Origin of the sequence: Mesorhizobium silamurunense, assembly GCF_014843905.1 — a bacterium.
In the GTDB taxonomy this organism is placed as follows: Bacteria; Pseudomonadota; Alphaproteobacteria; order Rhizobiales; family Rhizobiaceae; genus Mesorhizobium; species Mesorhizobium silamurunense.
Window position 1 is genome coordinate 1 of sequence record NZ_LPVS01000100.1, and the last position, 16,747, is coordinate 16,747.

Annotated in this window: 16 protein-coding genes and 1 pseudogene; 12 read left to right on the forward strand and 5 right to left on the reverse strand. The window is 64.1% G+C overall.

The features are described 5' to 3' along the window. The 3 genes from AU465_RS29730 to AU465_RS29740 all read right to left on the reverse strand — a co-directional run. Positions 1–648 (reverse strand): DUF1223 domain-containing protein (locus tag AU465_RS29730; protein WP_192256026.1); only part of this gene is annotated, 648 nt, incomplete at its 3' end. A gap of 179 nt (positions 649–827) precedes the next feature. Further along, entirely contained in the window at positions 828–1,199 is a 372-nt protein-coding gene (locus AU465_RS29735) for an endonuclease domain-containing protein (RefSeq protein WP_192256027.1), read from the reverse strand. 101 nt (positions 1,200–1,300) lie between these two features. Next, positions 1,301–2,425: a TadE/TadG family type IV pilus assembly protein gene (locus AU465_RS29740; protein WP_192256028.1), complete on the reverse strand. Its 1,125-nt coding sequence runs from the start codon at positions 2,423–2,425 to the stop codon at positions 1,301–1,303. Between the two features lie 296 nt (positions 2,426–2,721). Between AU465_RS29740 and lepA the strand changes: the two genes are divergently transcribed. After that, entirely contained in the window at positions 2,722–4,527 is a 1,806-nt protein-coding gene (lepA, locus tag AU465_RS29745; RefSeq protein WP_192256029.1) for a translation elongation factor 4, read from the forward strand. Positions 4,528–5,046: 519 nt separating this feature from the next. On the opposite strand, the gene AU465_RS37885 is transcribed toward lepA, so the two are convergent. After that, positions 5,047–5,274, reverse strand: coding sequence for a DUF3800 domain-containing protein (locus tag AU465_RS37885; protein WP_192256031.1), 228 nt, complete (start codon positions 5,272–5,274; stop codon positions 5,047–5,049). A gap of 41 nt (positions 5,275–5,315) precedes the next feature. Here AU465_RS37885 and AU465_RS29755 point away from each other — a divergent pair, with 41 nt between their 5' ends. The 11 genes from AU465_RS29755 to AU465_RS29805 all read left to right on the forward strand — a co-directional run bounded on the left by AU465_RS29755 (position 5,316) and on the right by AU465_RS29805 (position 15,505). After that, the gene (locus tag AU465_RS29755) at positions 5,316–5,795 is read left to right on the forward strand and encodes a hypothetical protein (RefSeq protein WP_192256032.1); all 480 of its coding nucleotides are present in this window, start codon (positions 5,316–5,318) and stop codon (positions 5,793–5,795) included. A gap of 160 nt (positions 5,796–5,955) precedes the next feature. Next, positions 5,956–6,468, forward strand: a complete 513-nt coding sequence (locus tag AU465_RS29760) for a hypothetical protein (RefSeq protein ID WP_192256033.1) — start codon at positions 5,956–5,958, stop codon at positions 6,466–6,468. 10 nt (positions 6,469–6,478) lie between these two features. Then, on the forward strand, positions 6,479–6,988 hold the full coding sequence (locus tag AU465_RS29765; RefSeq protein ID WP_192256034.1) for a hypothetical protein: 510 nt from the start codon (positions 6,479–6,481) through the stop codon (positions 6,986–6,988). A gap of 89 nt (positions 6,989–7,077) precedes the next feature. Next, positions 7,078–7,449, forward strand: coding sequence for an endonuclease domain-containing protein (locus AU465_RS29770; RefSeq protein ID WP_192256035.1), 372 nt, complete (start codon positions 7,078–7,080; stop codon positions 7,447–7,449). Between the two features lie 142 nt (positions 7,450–7,591). Continuing rightward, positions 7,592–7,939: a hypothetical protein gene (locus tag AU465_RS29775; protein ID WP_192256036.1), complete on the forward strand. Its 348-nt coding sequence runs from the start codon at positions 7,592–7,594 to the stop codon at positions 7,937–7,939. Positions 7,940–8,218: 279 nt separating this feature from the next. Continuing rightward, on the forward strand, positions 8,219–8,845 hold the full coding sequence (locus AU465_RS29780; protein ID WP_192256043.1) for a CDGSH iron-sulfur domain-containing protein: 627 nt from the start codon (positions 8,219–8,221) through the stop codon (positions 8,843–8,845). Between the two features lie 60 nt (positions 8,846–8,905). Next, positions 8,906–9,208: a cupredoxin domain-containing protein gene (locus AU465_RS29785; RefSeq protein ID WP_192256045.1), complete on the forward strand. Its 303-nt coding sequence runs from the start codon at positions 8,906–8,908 to the stop codon at positions 9,206–9,208. Positions 9,209–9,563: 355 nt separating this feature from the next. Then, positions 9,564–11,600, forward strand: a complete 2,037-nt coding sequence (locus AU465_RS29790; protein ID WP_192256047.1) for a hydantoinase/oxoprolinase family protein — start codon at positions 9,564–9,566, stop codon at positions 11,598–11,600. Positions 11,601–11,736: 136 nt separating this feature from the next. Further along, a complete protein-coding gene (locus AU465_RS29795) occupies positions 11,737–13,902 on the forward strand; it encodes a malate synthase G (RefSeq protein WP_192256049.1) in 2,166 nt (721 codons plus the stop codon). A gap of 383 nt (positions 13,903–14,285) precedes the next feature. Continuing rightward, a complete protein-coding gene (locus AU465_RS29800) occupies positions 14,286–14,876 on the forward strand; it encodes a DUF308 domain-containing protein (protein ID WP_192256051.1) in 591 nt (196 codons plus the stop codon). A gap of 32 nt (positions 14,877–14,908) precedes the next feature. Continuing rightward, positions 14,909–15,505, forward strand: coding sequence for a TetR/AcrR family transcriptional regulator (locus AU465_RS29805; protein ID WP_192256053.1), 597 nt, complete (start codon positions 14,909–14,911; stop codon positions 15,503–15,505). 64 nt (positions 15,506–15,569) lie between these two features. On the opposite strand, the pseudogene AU465_RS29810 reads toward AU465_RS29805, so the two are convergent. Next, positions 15,570–16,489 (reverse strand): annotated as a pseudogene (locus AU465_RS29810) (YifB family Mg chelatase-like AAA ATPase); the annotation flags it as partial. Positions 16,490–16,747: the final 258 nt, after the last annotated feature.

A 16,747-nucleotide genomic window follows, 5' to 3' on the forward strand; every position in this document is an offset into this window, starting at 1 on the left:
CGCGGTGCTGAGCCCGCTGCCGGCCGCGGGCAGCGGCAGCGTCGTCGCCGCGCCGTTCCAGCGGCCGAGCTTTTGCAGCGAATGCACGACATTGGCATGCGGCAGCGTGCGGCCCGTGTTCTCGCCGCGTGCCACCGGCACCTCGACGACGCCTCGCGTGTAGCGCACCAGCCAGACATCGGCCGCGCCGCCGGGCGCCGTGCCGGCGCCGATGCTCACCTTGCCGCCGGTAAGCGACACGTCCGGACCCTCGGCGCGGCCGGCCTTGGCAATGAGGCTCTGGATCTCGCCGGGCTTGGCACCAACCGCGTCGGCGCTGCCGTTCACCACCACCTGGGGCGTGAACGGCCCGTCATGGCCGAGCGACGGCTCGTAATTGACCTGGCGTTGCGTGAATTCCTGCCGGCCGAAAGTGTCCTTCCAGCCGAGATAGTCCCAGTAGGTGACGTTGAAGGACAGCGCCAGCACGCCCGGTTGGTCCTTGACCTTGATCAGATTGGCATTGGCCGGCGGGCAGGACGAGCAGCCCTGGCTGGTGAACAGCTCGACCACGGTGAGCGGCTGCGCGGAAGCAGCGCCGGCGGTGGCGGCAAGCGCAATCAGCGCGGCGCCGGCGAGCCTGCCGAGCGTTGTCTTTGGTCCGGTCATGAGAAGCGGTCTCCGTTGCGGCGATACCCCCATTTCGCCGCCGCGGAAGGCTTCGTTACAGCTTCACCGGTTTGTGATTGAGCTCTCCTTTCCTTCTCCCCTTGGGGGAGAAGGTGGCTCTGCGCGCAGCGCCGAGACGGATGAGGGGTGTTCCAGCTTGATGCCGAGGTTGACCCAGGTCACCGCCAGGGTAGCAAGTCGGTATCCCTTACATAGGCGATGATCGTGTCGCAGACGCTGTCCAGATCCTTCAGGACATCATCGTTCCAAAACCGCAGCACGCGAAAGCCGATTGCCTTCAGCTCCGCGCTGCGGATCCCGTCGGAATCCGAATCAGCATGCTGGCTACCATCGACCTCGACGATGAGGCGTGCTTCGAGGCAGACAAAATCGGCGACGTAGTTTCCAATGGGAACCTGGCGTCGAAACTTTATCCGATCGAGCCTGCGATCGCGCAGTTCATACCAAAGCTTGTTCTCCGCCTCTGTCATTTGACGCCGAAGCATGCGTGCGAAGGTTCGCTTGGTTTGTGTGACAGGTTGATGCGGCATGACGTGAGATTAGCGAACTGCCGCACTCCGTCCAGCACCCCTCATCCGTCTCGGCGCTTCGCGCCGATCCACCTTCTCCCATAAGGGGAGAAGGGGAAGCCTCACTGCGTCATCACAGTCTCGGATTGCCGCTTGTTGAAGGCGCACTTGCCGGTCACGGTGTAGAAGAAGTCGGCGTTGCTGACATCGGCCGGCACCGGGTTGCCGCCGTCTTCCCAGGCCTGGTAGCTGGTCTGGTTGCAGGGTACGGCGCTGAAGATGTCGACCTTCTCCCCGGTCGCGACCTCGGGCATATCGGTCTCGCTGCTGCCGATGTAGAGCCGGTTCGAGGTGGTGGCATCGTCCGACTTCAACGTTTGCGGATTGCCCGAGGGAACGTCCATCTGCAGATAGAGCGTATCCATCTGGCTGACGTCGATCGCCGCACCGGCGCCGTTGGCCGGGTAGGTGGTGGTCGTGCAGGTGGTATTGAAGTAGATCGTCTTGCCGGTTCTGCTGTCCTTGGTGCTGCCGGGGATCGATCCCGCCGGCGGATTGCTGAAGGCGGTGGTCGAGCCGGTCGTGGAGCAGACCTGCTGCTGGACCTGCGTCTGCGTGGTTCCATTCACCGTGTAGACAGCGGTGGTTCCGTAGCCCTTCGGCTCGCTCACGGTGTAGCTCTTGTTGCCCACTTGATAGGTGTATTTATAGGGGACGTATCTGTAGTCGATCTTCATCAGGCTCTGCGCGTTCGTCTGTGCGAACTTGGTGCCATAGAGATACATGGTCTTGTTCCAGTAGCCCGACACTTTCGTCACCTTGAAATCGGCCTGCGTCAGCGCCGGCGTCTTGCGCACCGAGGAGCCGACGCCGATCTGCACCGAATTGATTCTGGCGATCGCCATGAAATTGGTCGGCATCGGGTAGCTTGCCGTGGCGCTGAACGTCGCCGTTCCGTCGGCGGCGACGTCGACGGCAGTGAGCGTTGCGGTGCCCTGCCCGCTATTGGCCGCATAGGCCTGCTGCATCGCCGTCTGGCGGTCGGCCTTCGAGGTCGTGGTCTCCATCGTGGTGATCGACAGGATCGCGGCGTCCAGCGCGTTCCGCATGTTGCTCCTGGTGGTCACCGCCGAGGTGTAGTCGACGGAAAAGCCGACCGCGATCAGCAGCGGGATCGTTAACATGACCATGATCGGCATCATCGAGCCGCTTTCAGAGCGGACGAAATCTCTTGCGGACGAAAACATTCCTTGACCCCAAACACCGCCGGCAGCACAGCCGCCTACACCCGAGGGTAGAATTATGCCCTAAAGGGGTGCATGAAAGTTTAAGCGAATTTGAATGTTTTCCCCTTCTCCCCTTGCGGGAGATTGTGGATCGGCGCGCAGCGCCGAGACGGATGAGGGGTGTTGGAAGGATCGCCAACGTCTCATTCCTTCCAGCACCCCTCATCCGTCGCCTTCGGCGACACCTTCTCCCGCAAGGGGAGAAGGAAAAGCCCCACCGCTTGCCCCCCACCCCCGCCCCTGCTAAAGCGCGCCGCATGACGACCCCGCTCGACCACATCCGCAATTTCTCCATCGTCGCCCATATCGACCATGGCAAATCCACGCTTGCCGACCGGCTGATCCAGCTCACCGGCGGGTTGGAGGCGCGCGACATGAAGGAGCAGGTGCTGGACTCGATGGACATCGAGCGCGAGCGCGGCATCACCATCAAGGCGCAGACGGTGCGGCTGAAATACCGCGCCAACAACGGCGAGGACTATATCCTCAACCTGATCGACACGCCCGGCCATGTCGACTTCGCCTACGAGGTGTCGCGTTCGCTGGCCGCCTGCGAGGGCTCGCTGCTGGTGGTGGACGCTTCTCAGGGCGTCGAGGCGCAGACGCTCGCCAATGTCTACCAGGCCATCGACAACAACCATGAGATCGTCGTGGTACTGAACAAGGTCGACCTGCCGGCGGCCGAGCCCGAGCGCATCCGCGAGCAGGTCGAGGAGGTGATCGGCATCGACGCCTCCAACGCCGTGCTGATCTCGGCCAAGACGGGGCTCGGCGTGCCGGACGTGCTGGAGGCGATCGTCCACCAGCTGCCGCCGCCGCGCGAGGGCGACGTCACCGCCCCGCTGAAGGCCATGCTGGTCGACAGCTGGTACGACGCCTATCTCGGCGTCATCGTGCTGGTGCGCATCATCGACGGCGTGCTGAAGAAGGGCCAGACCATCCGCATGATGGGCACCGGCGCGAAATACCTCGTCGAGCGCACCGGCGTGTTCACGCCGGCCCGCGTCAATGTCGACGAGCTCGGCCCCGGCGAGTTCGGCTTCTTCACCGGCTCGATCAAGGAAGTGGCCGACACCCGCGTCGGCGACACCATCACTGAGGACCGCCGCCAGACGGCCAAGGCGCTGCCCGGCTTCAAGCCGGCGCAGCCGGTGGTGTTCTGCGGCCTGTTCCCGGTCGACGCCGCCGATTTCGAGGACCTGCGCGCCGCCGTCGGCAAGCTGCGCCTCAACGACGCCAGCTTCTCATACGAAATGGAGACGTCCGCCGCGCTCGGTTTCGGCTTCCGCTGCGGCTTCCTCGGTCTCCTGCACCTGGAGATCATCCAGGAGCGGCTGGAGCGTGAGTTCAACCTCGACCTCATCGCCACCGCGCCCAGCGTCGTCTACCGCATGAACCTCATCGACGGCACGGTGAAGGAGCTGCACAACCCGGCCGACATGCCCGACGTGGTCAAGATCGCCTCGATCGAGGAGCCGTGGATCCGCGCCACCATCCTGACCCCCGACGACTATCTCGGCGGCATCCTGAAACTCTGCCAGGACAGGCGCGGCATCCAGGCTGACCTCTCCTATGTCGGCAAGCGCGCCATGCTCACCTACGACCTGCCGCTCAACGAGGTCGTCTTCGATTTCTATGATCGCCTGAAGTCGATCTCCAAGGGTTACGCCTCCTTCGACTATCACCTGACCAACTATCGCGAGGGCGACCTGGTGAAGATGTCGATCCTGGTCAACGACGAGCCGGTCGACGCTTTATCCATGCTGGTGCACCGCTCGGCCGCCGAAAAGCGCGGCCGCGCCATGTGCGAGAAGCTAAAGGAGCTGATCCCGCAGCATTTGTTCAAGATCCCGATCCAGGCCGCCATCGGCGGCCGCATCATCGCCCGCGAGACCGTCTCGGCGCTGCGCAAGGACGTCACCGCCAAATGCTACGGCGGCGACGTGACCCGCAAGCGCAAGCTGCTCGACAAGCAGAAAGAGGGCAAGAAGCGGATGAGGCAGTTCGGCAAGGTGGATATCCCGCAGGAGGCGTTTATCCAGGCGCTGAAGATGGGGGACTAAGCGGTCCGGCCTTCGGCCGGACGCATCGACCCGGTGGGTCGATGCGAGCGCAAGTCCGGGTGGGAGCTGCCGCAGGCAGCGGGTCCCACCCCGGGGGTTGCGGCAGTGCGGTGACCCGGTTGGCGCGCGGAGCGCCAAACCATTGATCTAGTGAATCGGTGGTAGGCTTCGAAAGCTGGGGACTGCTGGCAGGCAGTGGGCCCCCACCAGCGCGGGGCTGAAGCTCCGCATTGGAGATTGTCTCGAGGCCGCAAGATCGGATCGTCCGCCACGCCGAAAATTCAAAAAGTAAGCCAGGAGCTGGCCGCAGGACTTTGGCGAGGCACTTGGGCAATGGATTTGCCACTAGGAAAAGCGACTCATTTTCAATGACTTATCATAAAAGAATCAGATAAAACATTGAACATGTTGACTTTTTTAGAATAAAGACCTATTTTATATGAGCTCGACTGAGCCGGTGGTAGAAGCCGGGGTAAGTCTTGCTTAAGGGCGGTGCCGAGAGATCGGCGCCGCCCTTCGCTATCTTATGATCCCGAGCGGATCCTGTCTGTTGCACTCTCTGGTAAGAGTCACATCCAGTTTTTCAAAAGACTTGTGAATTCTGCGCTGCCGTGCTTTTGGGGTTGGCAATTCACGCCGCAGAAGGCCGAACGCCAGAATGTCTGCGACCTGGATAAAGTAGCTCTTCTGCGAGCTTTTAAACTGTGGGTCTTCTATTATCCGTTCTATCGGGATGTTCTTAGTCACACCACCATCAGGCCAGCCGCCCTGATTACTTGGTATGGGTTGTGGACGCGCATACGCCTGACCATGGCGATGTATTGCCGCTCCTTCCCTTCATCGCAGATCAGATGTGCGAAGGAATCCCAGGCTACCATCGTTCGGTTAATGCGGTTCAACAGGCGCTCGAATGCCCGGTATTGATCGTCGTCATTATTACAGACATTAAAGACCCGCACACCCCATCGATGCATGAATTCGACCACCTCGAAATGCTTATGAAAGATCTGTGCGCGAGTGTGTCTGCTCAGGTGCGCAAGCGCCCCATCGCTTCCTCTACCAGACAAAAATGCTGTCGAATGGATTTCAAATCCAAGCGGGATGCCGTGCACATCTCTCAGATGTATACGCCACTTCTTGATGTACTCGAACGCCGTATTCCATTGGCGATGCGGGATTGCCAACGCAGAAAATACATTCGCTGGGCGGTCAGTCGAATCGTCGATTTAAATAAAGTGCATTCATTCCAGAATGTAATCATCTACTGAAGAGTCAAGTAGACAAGCGTGACCTTGGAAATGTACCGGTCATCGGCTTCCTCATCCGCTAGTGTCGAACGGACCGATTCTAGGCCCGCGACGCCTCGACCAGTCTTTGAGAACGTCTAGCGTTGCGCTATCCTCTCCCTCGGCTTTGGGGAGATGTCACATGCGCTCCACTTCGGACACCGTCGCCGCGATCGGCCTCGCCATCGGCGGCGCGTTTGGCATGGCGGGCACTTTCGTTGCGAGCGATGCGCTGCGCGAGACGCTGTGGACCATCGACGGCGTGGGCGTCGTCGTCGCCGCGGCGCTGCTCGTGATGAAATATCAGCGGCTCGGCAATGACCTCGTCGCGGCCGGGTTCCTGACTTTCCTTGCCGGCGAGAGCCTGCTTCTGGCCGGCAATGCGGCGGGGCTGCGGGCCAGCGTGCCATCCTACGCCGGCGGCATTGCGCTCTGGGCCGCGGGGCTGGTCATGGTCAGCGCCCAAAGCACCTTCGCGCTCTGGATGCGGCTCACCGCTTTCGTTGCCGCCCTGCTCTTCGTCGTCTCGGCGATGATGATCCTCTGGGGCGCGCCGCTGCTGCCCACCTCCGCGCCGCTGCCCGCCGCCGGCTATCCGTTCCTGGTCCTCACCTTCATCGGCTGGATCTGGACGCTGCTGAAATCCGAGCGCTGAGCGTGCGGACATGGCCGCGCCGCTCGAAATCCGCAACAGCCCCACCGGCAAGATTTTTCCTGCCTTCGGGCCGTTCCTGATCGGCGGCATTTTTGGCTTCGGTGCGCTGCAGGGCGTGGCCTCGGGCACCGATGGCGGGCATGTGCTGTGGATCGCGCTGCTTTCAGCCGCTTGCCTCGGGCTCGGCTTCTTCATCGCGCGCGGCGCCTTCGACACGTCGGTCAAGGTCGTGCTGGACAAAAACGGCTTCCGCGATCGCCGCGCCGGCGACGTGCTGGTGCCGTGGAGCAAGGTGAGGAGCGTGTGGCTCGCGTCCGGCGGCAAGGGCGCGGCGATGCTCAATTTCGAGCTCACCGAGGAGCCGCCCGACGCAATCAAATATGCGGCCGCCAATGCCTTCGGCCTGATGCCCTTCGGCAAGACCACCGTGCACATGGAGATCTCCTCGCTCGACGTGCGCGGGGAGGAGATGGTGGATGCGGTGAAGGAATTCGCCCCGCATGTGGTGGTGAGGCGCTGATTCTTCCTTCCCCCCTTGTGGGGGAAGGTGGATCGGCGCGCAGCGCCGAGACGGATGAGGGGTGTTGGACGGAACTCCGATTTTGCTCCATGCCGCACCAGCCCGTAGCCCCGACCAAACGTGATTTCGCTCGCCGCATGCGCCATGAGGCGACGGAAGCGGAAGGCCGCTTGTGGCAAGAATTGCGCGATCGCCGCCCCAACAAGATCAAGTTCCGGCGTCAGGCGCCAATAGGCAGATTCATTGCCGATTTCGTCTGCGTCGAGGCTCGGCTTATCGTCGAAGTCGATGGCAGCCAGCATGCGGACTCGCTCCACGATCAGGAGCGCGACGCCGAACTGAAGGCGAGAGGCTTTCGTGTGTTGCGCTTTTGGAACGACGACGTTCTGAAGGACTTGAACGCGGTTTGCGATACCATCATCGCCTATGTGCGCGATCAAAGTTTGCAGCCGTGGCGGTGAGGCCGCTCAGGCGTCTTTGCCAAGCTGGAACACCCCTCATCCGTCTCGGCGCTGCGCGCCGATACACCTTCTCCCACAGGGGGAGAAGGGGAGGTCGCGCCGCTCTCCTGCCCATGCTCTACTGCCCTCGGGGGACCTCACCATGATTCGCCTCTCGCTCGCCTTTCTTCTCCTCACCACACCGGCCTTCGCCGCCGACATGTCGGTCTTCGTCCGCAACCAGCGGCCCGACGGCGTGGCGGTGGAGCTGTTCAGCCGCGACAGCGGCAAGGTCTGGCCGGGCGGCGACAAGGTCTTCCTCATCCGTCCAGGGGCGAAGAAATCCGTGCCGATCTCCTGCGAGCCCGGCGAGCATATCTGCTGGGGCGCCTGGGTGAACGGCGACGATTCCGTCACCGCCGGCGTCGGCCCCGACAACGACCGCGCTTGCGACACCTGCTGCTTCATCTGCGTGGAGCATTCGACCGAGACGGTGGATCTGGCGGAATGAGCGCCAATCTCCCCCTTGTGGGGGAGATGTCGCCGAAGGCGACAGAGGGGGTCGCCGCGCGCCGAGCGCCGACGCCCCTGTGCGCCGAGAAAGGACGCCGGCGATTTACGTGAGACGACCCCACTGACCGCTTCGCGGCCATCTCCCCCTCGAGGGGGAGATTTGGCGCCCTTCCGCCCGGCCAGCTTGACGTGTTTCCCGCCCTCGCCCTAGCCTCGTCTCCCGTGTTTCCCGCCCTCGCCCTAGCCTCGTCTCCACCCCTAACAGGAGACCCCACCCATGGCAGGCACGGTCGAAGGCGAGAAGATTGACGTTTCCTTCAGCGGCAAGCGCTGCATCCATTCGCGCAATTGCGTGCTCGGCAACCCGCATGTCTTCGTGCCCAATGCCCCGGGCGAGTGGATCCATCCCGACGCGGCGAGCGTCGAGAAGGTGGTGGCGCTGGCGGAGAACTGCCCGTCGGGCGCTATTACCTATTCGAGAAAGGATGGCGGGCCGCAGGAGAAGCCGCCGGTGGTCAACACCGTGCGCCTGCGCGAAAACGGCCCGCTGGCGGTCCATGCCGAGATCGTGCTCAACGGCGAGACATTCTATCGCGCCACGCTCTGCCGCTGCGGCCAGTCCCAGAACAAGCCGTTCTGCGACAACAGCCACATCAAGGCCGGCTTCACCGCCACCGGCGAGCCGCCGCTGAAGGAAGCGCCGGCGCTGGAGGCGCGGGACGGCCCGCTCAGCGTGACGCCCACCACCAACGGTCCGCTCAGGCTCGAAGGCAATGCCGAGATCGTCACCGGAACCGGCCACACCATCGACCGCACGACGCGGGTTTTCCTCTGCCGCTGCGGCCACTCGGCCAACAAGCCGTTCTGCGACAATTCGCACAAAAAGGTAGGGTTCGTGGCGTGACAAGCGGCGCGCCGGCGTTAGTTCTAGGATGAGGATTTGCGTTCAGGAGGAAAATCCACCATGCGCACCATGCTCGTTCTTGCCCTGCTTGCCTTCGCCGTGCCCGCTTACGCCGCCAACCACGCGGTCCAGATCAAGGATATGAAATTCCACCCGGCGAAGATCAGTGTCTCCGCTGGCGACACCGTGACTTTCACCAACGCCGATTCCAAGACGCACACCGCCACGGCTGACGACGGCTCCTTCGACACCGGCCAACTCGCCAAGGGCAAAAGCGCTAAGGTCAAGATATCGGCCGCCGGCGCGCACCCGTTCCATTGTGCGATCCACAGCTCGATGAAGGGCACCGTCACGGCGAAGTAGCTCAACTTTTCAAGAGCGTCGGCTGGGCGTGACCATCAAGGGGCGGAGTTCCTTCACACCCCCTCTGTCCTGCCGGACATCTCCCCCGCAAAGGGGGGAGATCAGATGTCATCGGTGCTTTCGCCAATCGCCAACGTTGTAGGGGCAGCGCCGGCGCTTGAGGTGCCAATCTCCCCCCTTGCGGGGGAGATGTCCGGCAGGACAGAGGGGGGGTGCTGTCGCGCCAGCATCTCACCGAAGTCTTCCACCCACCCTACCGCACCATCCCTTGGCCCATCTCACCAACCTTTATCCGCCAGCCCGTATCGGCTAAGGGCTTCGCAACAAAGCCCATGACCCCGGACCACCTTCAAAAATGACCGCCAAGCCATCCCCTCTTTTCCTCGGCATCGACACCGGCGGCACCTATACCGATGCCGTGCTGTGGTCGGAGGAGGGCGGCCCCCTCGATACGCCAAACAAAGGCAAGGTGCTGGCCAAGGCCAAGGCGCTCACCACCAGGCACGATCTCGCCGTCGGCATTTCCGGCGCGGTCGACGCGGTGCTGGAAAAATCCGGCACCGACCCGGCCGCGATCAAGCTTGTCTCGATGTCCACCACCCTTGCCACCAACGCACTGGTCGAGGGCCAGGGCGGGCGCGTGGCGCTCATCATGATCGGCTTTTCCGAGGCCGACCTTGCCCGCGACGGGCTGAAGACGGCGCTCGGCACCGATCCGGTGGTGTTCTGCCCCGGCGGCCATGACGTGCACGGCAACGCCGCCAAGCTCGACCTTTCCGGCCTCGAGGCGGCACTCCCCGAGCTCGGCGCCTCGGTGTCGGGCTTCGCCGTATGCGCCTATTTCGCCACCCGCAACCCGGCGCATGAGCTCGCGGCCCGCGACCTGATCCGCGAAAAGACCGGCCTGCCGGTCACCGCCAGCCATGAATTGTCGGCCAAGCTCGGCGGCCCGCGCCGCGCGCTCACCACGCTGCTCAACGCCCGCCTGATCTCGATGATCGATCGGCTGGTGGCAGCGACCGAAGGCTTTCTCGCCAGGCGCGGCATCGCCGCGCCCTTGATGGTGGTGCGCGGCGACGGGGCGCTGGTGTCGGCGGCCTTTGCCCGCCAGCGGCCGATCGAGACAATCCTCTCCGGCCCGGCTGCCAGCCTGGTCGGCGCCCGCCACATGACCGGGCTCGACGACGCCATGGTGTCGGACATCGGCGGCACCACCACGGACGTCGCCGTGCTCGACAGCGGCCGGCCGCGCCTCGATCCTGAGGGCGCCACCGTCGGCGGTTTCCGCACCATGGTCGAGGCTGTCGCTATGCGCACCTTCGGCCTCGGCGGCGACTCCGAAGTGGCGCTGGAAGATGGCGCGCTCGTGCCAAAGATACTGCTCGGACCTCGCCGCCTGGTGCCGCTGGCGCTGGCCGGCATGGCGCATGGCGAGGCCATCACAGCCGAGCTGGAGCGGCAGCTGCGGGCGCCGAATCCCGGCCGCATGGACGGGCGCTTTGCCGTGCGCACCGGCGTGCCGGACCGCCTCGCCGCCGGCCTCACCGCGCCGGAGGCAAAGCTCTACGAGGCGATCGGCGCTGTGCCGCTGGCGCTCGACCGGCTGCTCAGCTCGAATGCCCAGAACGCGACGCTCAACCGGCTGGTGGCGCGCGGCCTGGTGCACATCTGCGGCTTCACGCCCTCGGATGCCGCCCATGTGCTGGGCAAGCAGGCCAACTGGGACCCCGCCGCCGCGCGCCTCGGCGCCGAGCTGTTTTCCCGCCGCCGCGACGGCCGCGGCCAGACGATCGCGGCGACGCCGGAGGCGCTCGCCGAGCGCGTGCTTGTCACGCTGACGCGCTGGTCGGCCGAATATATTCTCGAAACCGCCTTCGCCGAGGACGGGTTGGACGGCGCGGCCACGGTCGCGCATGCGCTGGTGCAGCGCGCGGTCGACGCGCATCCGGGCATTGTCCGCGTCGGCGTCGCGCTCGACCGTCCGGTCATCGGCCTCGGCGCCTCGGCACCGCTGCATTACGCCGGTCTGCCGCCGCTGGTCGGCAATGGCTGCATCGTGCCGGAGGATACCGACGTCGCCAATGCGCTCGGCGCCGTGGTCGGCCAGGTGCGCGTCTCGGCCGAGGCCCGCGTCAGCCAGCCCAAGGAAGGGCTCTTCCGCCTCGCGTCTGGGCAAACGGTGCGCGACTTCACCGACGAGGCGAAGGCGATTGCGGCGGCGGAGGCGGACGTGCGGGCAATTGTCGCCGAACGGGCGAAAGATGCCGGCACCGACAGCGCCGAGATCGACGTTTCCACCGAGTTCAAGGTCTCGACCATCGAGAGCCAGCGCATGTTCATCGAGGCGCATGTGGTTGCGGTAGCATCGGGAAGGCCGAGGATTGCGGTGTAGGGGGGCAATCTCCCCCTCGAGGGGGAGATTCGCTTGCCGCCAAAATGCAACCCTTCACCTTAAGCCGAATTGACCCTTGAACCCCGGCATGCCAAAGGCCCCAAGCCGGCAAAGCCTGATATGTGGAGACGTGCTGATGACCGACCGCATCGAGATCGCCGGGTTGCAAATCGCCCGGGAGCTCCATGACTTCGTGGCCGAGGAGGCCGCCCCCGGCACCGGCATCGATCCTGAAAAGTTCTGGGAGGGGTTTGGAACAATCGTCCACGACCTCGCGCCGAAGAACCGCGCGCTGCTCGCCAAACGCGACGCCATGCAGGAGAAGCTGGACGGCTGGTATCGTGAGAACGGCGCGCCGGTCGACATGGAAGTCTACAAGAGTTTCCTGAAGGAGATCGGCTATCTCGTGCCGGAAGGCCCGGCCTTCAGCGTCAGCACCGAAAATGTCGATCCGGAAATCGCGGTCGTCGCCGGGCCGCAGCTCGTCGTGCCGGTGATGAACGCGCGCTATGCGCTCAACGCCGCCAACGCCCGCTGGGGCTCGCTCTATGACGCGCTCTACGGCACCGACGCCATCCCCGAGACGGGCGGCGCCGAGAAGGGCAAGGGCTTCAATCCGGCGCGCGGCGCCAAGGTCATCGCCTGGGCCAGGGATTTCCTCGACCAGTCCGTGCCGCTGACCACCGGCAAATGGGCCGGCGTCAACGGGCTCTCGGTGGCGAACGGCGCGCTCAAGGTCGGCGAGGGCGCCGGCGCCACCACGCTTGCCGATCCAAAACAGTTCGTCGGCTATCGCGGCGATGCCGCCACGCCTGAAGCCGTGCTCTTGGTGACGAACGGCCTGCATATCGAGATCGTGATCGACCGCGTCAGTGAGATCGGCAAGACCGATGCGGCCGGCATCGCCGACGTCCTCCTCGAGGCCGCCTTGACCACCATCCAGGACTGCGAGGATTCTGTCGCCGCCGTCGATGCCGAGGACAAGGTCGTCATCTACCGCAACTGGCTCGGCCTGATGAAGGGCGACCTGGCGGAAGAGATCACCAAGGCCGGCAAGACTTTTGTCCGCAAGCTCAACCCGGACCGCCGCTACACGGCGCCGAATGGCGGCCAGCTGCTGCTGCCCGGCCGCTCGCTGATGCTGGTGAGAAACGTCGGCCACCTGATGACCAATCCGGCGATAACCGACCGCGACGGCAACGAGGTGCCGGAAGGCATCATGGACGCCGCGCTCACCGCGCTGATCGCGCTGCACGATGTCGGCCCGAACGGGCGTCGTGGGAACTCCCGCGCCGGCTCGATGTATGTGGTGAAGCCCAAGATGCACGGGCCGGAGGAAGTCGCCTTCGCCGTGGAGATCTTCGATCGTGTCGAGGCGCTGCTCGGCATGCCGAAGAACACCATCAAGATGGGCATTATGGACGAGGAGCGGCGCACCACCGTCAACCTCAAGGAAGCGATCCGCGCCGCTAAGGAGCGCGTGGTGTTCATCAACACCGGCTTCCTCGACCGCACCGGCGACGAGATCCACACCTCGATGGAAGCCGGCCCGATGATCCGCAAAGGCGACATGAAACAGGCCGCCTGGATCTCCGCCTACGAGGCCTGGAATGTCGATATCGGTCTCGAATGCGGGCTCGCCGGCCACGCTCAGATCGGCAAGGGCATGTGGGCTATGCCCGATTTGATGGCGGCGATGCTGGAGCAGAAGATTGCGCACCCCAAGGCCGGCGCCAACACCGCCTGGGTGCCGTCGCCGACGGCCGCGACGCTGCACGCCACGCATTATCACAAGGTCGACGTGCATGCCGTGCAGGCGGCGCTGAAGAGCCGGCCGAAGGCGAAGCTCGACGACATTCTTTCGGTGCCGGTTGCGGTGCGGCCGAACTGGACGCCGGACGAGATCCAGCGCGAGCTCGACAACAACGCGCAAGGCATTCTGGGGTATGTCGTGCGCTGGATCGACCAGGGCGTCGGCTGCTCGAAAGTGCCCGATATCAACGATGTCGGCTTGATGGAGGACCGCGCCACGCTGCGCATCTCCTCGCAGCACATCGCCAACTGGCTGCGCCACAAGGTGTGCTCGGTAATCCAGGTGCGGGATTCGCTGCAGCGCATGGCGGCTATCGTCGACCGCCAGAATGTCGGCGATCCGCTCTACCGGCCGATGTCGCCCGACTTCGACAATTCAATCGCCTTCCAGGCCGCCTGCGATCTGGTGTTCAAGGGGACGGTGCAGCCCAACGGCTACACGGAGCCGGTGTTGCATGCGCGCAGGCTGGAGCTGAAGGCGAAGGGTTAATACCAAGGCGGCGGACCGGTCGCGATCCGCCGCCGTTTCGTTCAGTCTGCCACCTGCTTTTGTTGTCTATTCAGCCTGAGCGTGCCTCACAGCTGGGAAAGATCCTCGGCCAGCGCTCTCACCGGGTCGGCAAAGGCCTTGCAGACAGTTTGTCGTAGGTCTCGAAGCCGTCCGCCGTCTTGATTCCCAGGCGCTGGCGCTGTTGCGGATCATGTTTCGCGAGAGCGTCGAGGCGGCACTCACCATCGCATATCGCTAGCTGGCCTTGCCACGGGAGAAGGCGTCTCGGGCGGCGATCACATAAGCGAGATGTCCAGATGCAGCGCGTTGACGGTCTCAAATCTACCTGCTAGTAGGTAGGTAAATCAAGCGGAGAATACCCCATGCCTGCACAAATGAATGATCCAAATCGCACGGACTCCTCGAACGGCTGGCTCAAAAGCTATTACTACATGCGGTTTGCCGTGTCGGCTGCCTGGGTTGCGGTGGCTGTCACCGTCGCGAAGAGCATTCCACCGCTCGCCGCTGTCATGCTGGTCGCCTACCCGGTTTGGGACGCGCTCGCGAACTACGTCGACGCGCAGCGCACCGGCGGGCTCGGCCGCAATAAGTCGCAACTGCTCAACTTCGTTGTCAGCATCGTCGCTACGATCGCGGTCGCCATCGCGCTTGGTCACAGCATGAACGCGGTGCTCTCGGTTTATGGCGTCTGGGCCGTTGTCTCAGGCATGCTTCAGCTCCTGACCGCGGTGCGTCGCTGGAAAACCAACGGCGCCCAGTGGGCGATGATCTTGAGCGGCGCCCAGTCGGCGCTGGCTGGGCTCTTCTTCGTAAGGATGGCGGGCGGTACTGAGGCCATTGGCATCGTCAACGTCGCGCCCTATGCCGCTTTTGGCGCCTTCTACTTCCTCGTGTCTGCCGTATGGCTGTCCGTCAGCGACGCGCTTCGGAAGTCGCCGCAGGTCGCGCGTTAAGGTGTCCACAAGTTTTCTGCTGGAAGTGCGTTATGAGCAAGCTCTCGAACACGGCTGATGACATCCTGGCTGCGGCGCGAACCTTCATCGTCGCTGGCGGCTACAACGGGTTCAGCTACGCGGATATCGCCGAGGTGATCGGTATCCGCAAAGCCAGCATCCACCACCATTTCCCCAGCAAGGTGGACCTGGTGCAAACTCTGGTCAGGCGTTACCTCGAGGATGCCGTCGCGGGCCTAGGAGAACTTGAGCGCAATGTCCCGGAGCCGCCTGAGCTGCTTCGAACCTACGCCGGAATCTGGGCTCGGTGCATTGAGGACGCGAGCATTCCGATCTGCGTTTGCGCACTGCTCGCCAGTGAGCTTCCGGCTCTTCCGCCAGAGGTTGCCGTGGAAGTCCGGGCGTATTTTCAGTTTCTCTCGGGGTGGCTGACTGGCGTCATTGAGCGGGGTGCCGGGCAAGGCACACTGACAATTTCCGCTGCTCCGCGCGTGGAGGCGGAGGCCTTCATGGCGACCGTGCACGGGGCGATGCTTTCTGCGCGAGCCTACGGTGATACCTTGACTTTCGGCATGATCCTGGCGCCGACGTTGCAGAAGTTGATCCCCGGGACCATTGAAGTGGATTAGCGGAAGGGTCGGCCAGGAGTCGCGAGACAAACAGACCCGGCGCATTTGCGAATGCCTCTTTTATCTACGCCGCCTGCGCCATGCGCTCCGCGCTCATCCGGTAGGAAATCGCCTCGGCGAGGTGGATGCGGCCGACGGTTTCGCTGGCGTCGAGGTCGGCCAGCGTTCGCGCCACCTTCAGCACGCGGTGATAGGCCCGCGCCGAGAAGGCGAGCTTCTCGCTGGCGTCCTTGAGCAGCGTCAGCCCGGCGGCGTCGGGCCTGGCGATCTCCTCGACGATCGAAGGCGGGCAATGCGCGTTGGTGGTGGCTGTCGCGCCAAGCCTTTCCAGCGCTCGCGCTGGATAGTGCGGGCGCGAGCCAGGCGCTGCGCTACCGCGGCACTTGTCTCGGCCTTGTCCGGGCGGATCAGGTCACTCGCCGACACCGCCGGCACTTCGATCCGGAGGTCGATGCGGTCGAGCAGCGGGCCGGAAATGCGCGCCTGGTATTCGGTGCGGCAGCGGTCGCCGCGCAGGCAGCGATAGCCGGGCTCGCCCGACATGCCGCAGCGGCACGGGTTCATCGCCGCCACCAGCTGGATGCGCGCCGGATAGGTGAAGCGATGGTTGGCGCGCGCGATCACGCAGTCGCCGGTCTCGAGCGGCTGGCGCAGCGCATCGAGCGTCTGCGGCGTGAATTCCGGGAATTCGTCGAGGAACAGCACGCCGTGATGGGCAAGCGACACCTCGCCCGGCCGCACACGCAAGCCGCCGCCCACCATCGCCGCCATCGAAGCGGAGTGGTGCGGGGCCCGGAACGGCCGCCGGTCGGTGAGCTTGCCTTCGCCGAGCTCGCCCGCCACTGAGGCGACCATCGAGACTTCCAGAAGCTCTTTCGGCGCCAGCGGCGGCAGGATCGAGGGCAGCCGCTGCGCCAGCATCGACTTGCCGGAGCCGGGAGGGCCGACCATCAACACGAATGGCCCGCCAGCAACTGCCGGCTCTTGACCCGCTCCAGACCTTCCCGAGTGTTGTCGCAAAGGGCTCGAACCGAGCCAATCGCGACATTCCCAGAGTTGAGTAACCTGCTATTGACCTGTGTCAGCGCAATCCTCTCAGGCCGCCGCCCGGGTTCAATCGGGTGTAGAATGCTTTCCTTCTCCGCGCCGATGCGCCAGGGTTCCGTCCCCCAATCTCACTCCTCAGCATGCGCTAGAGCGGTTCAAGATTTGACGGAATCGGAGGGGATTCCCGATTTGTCG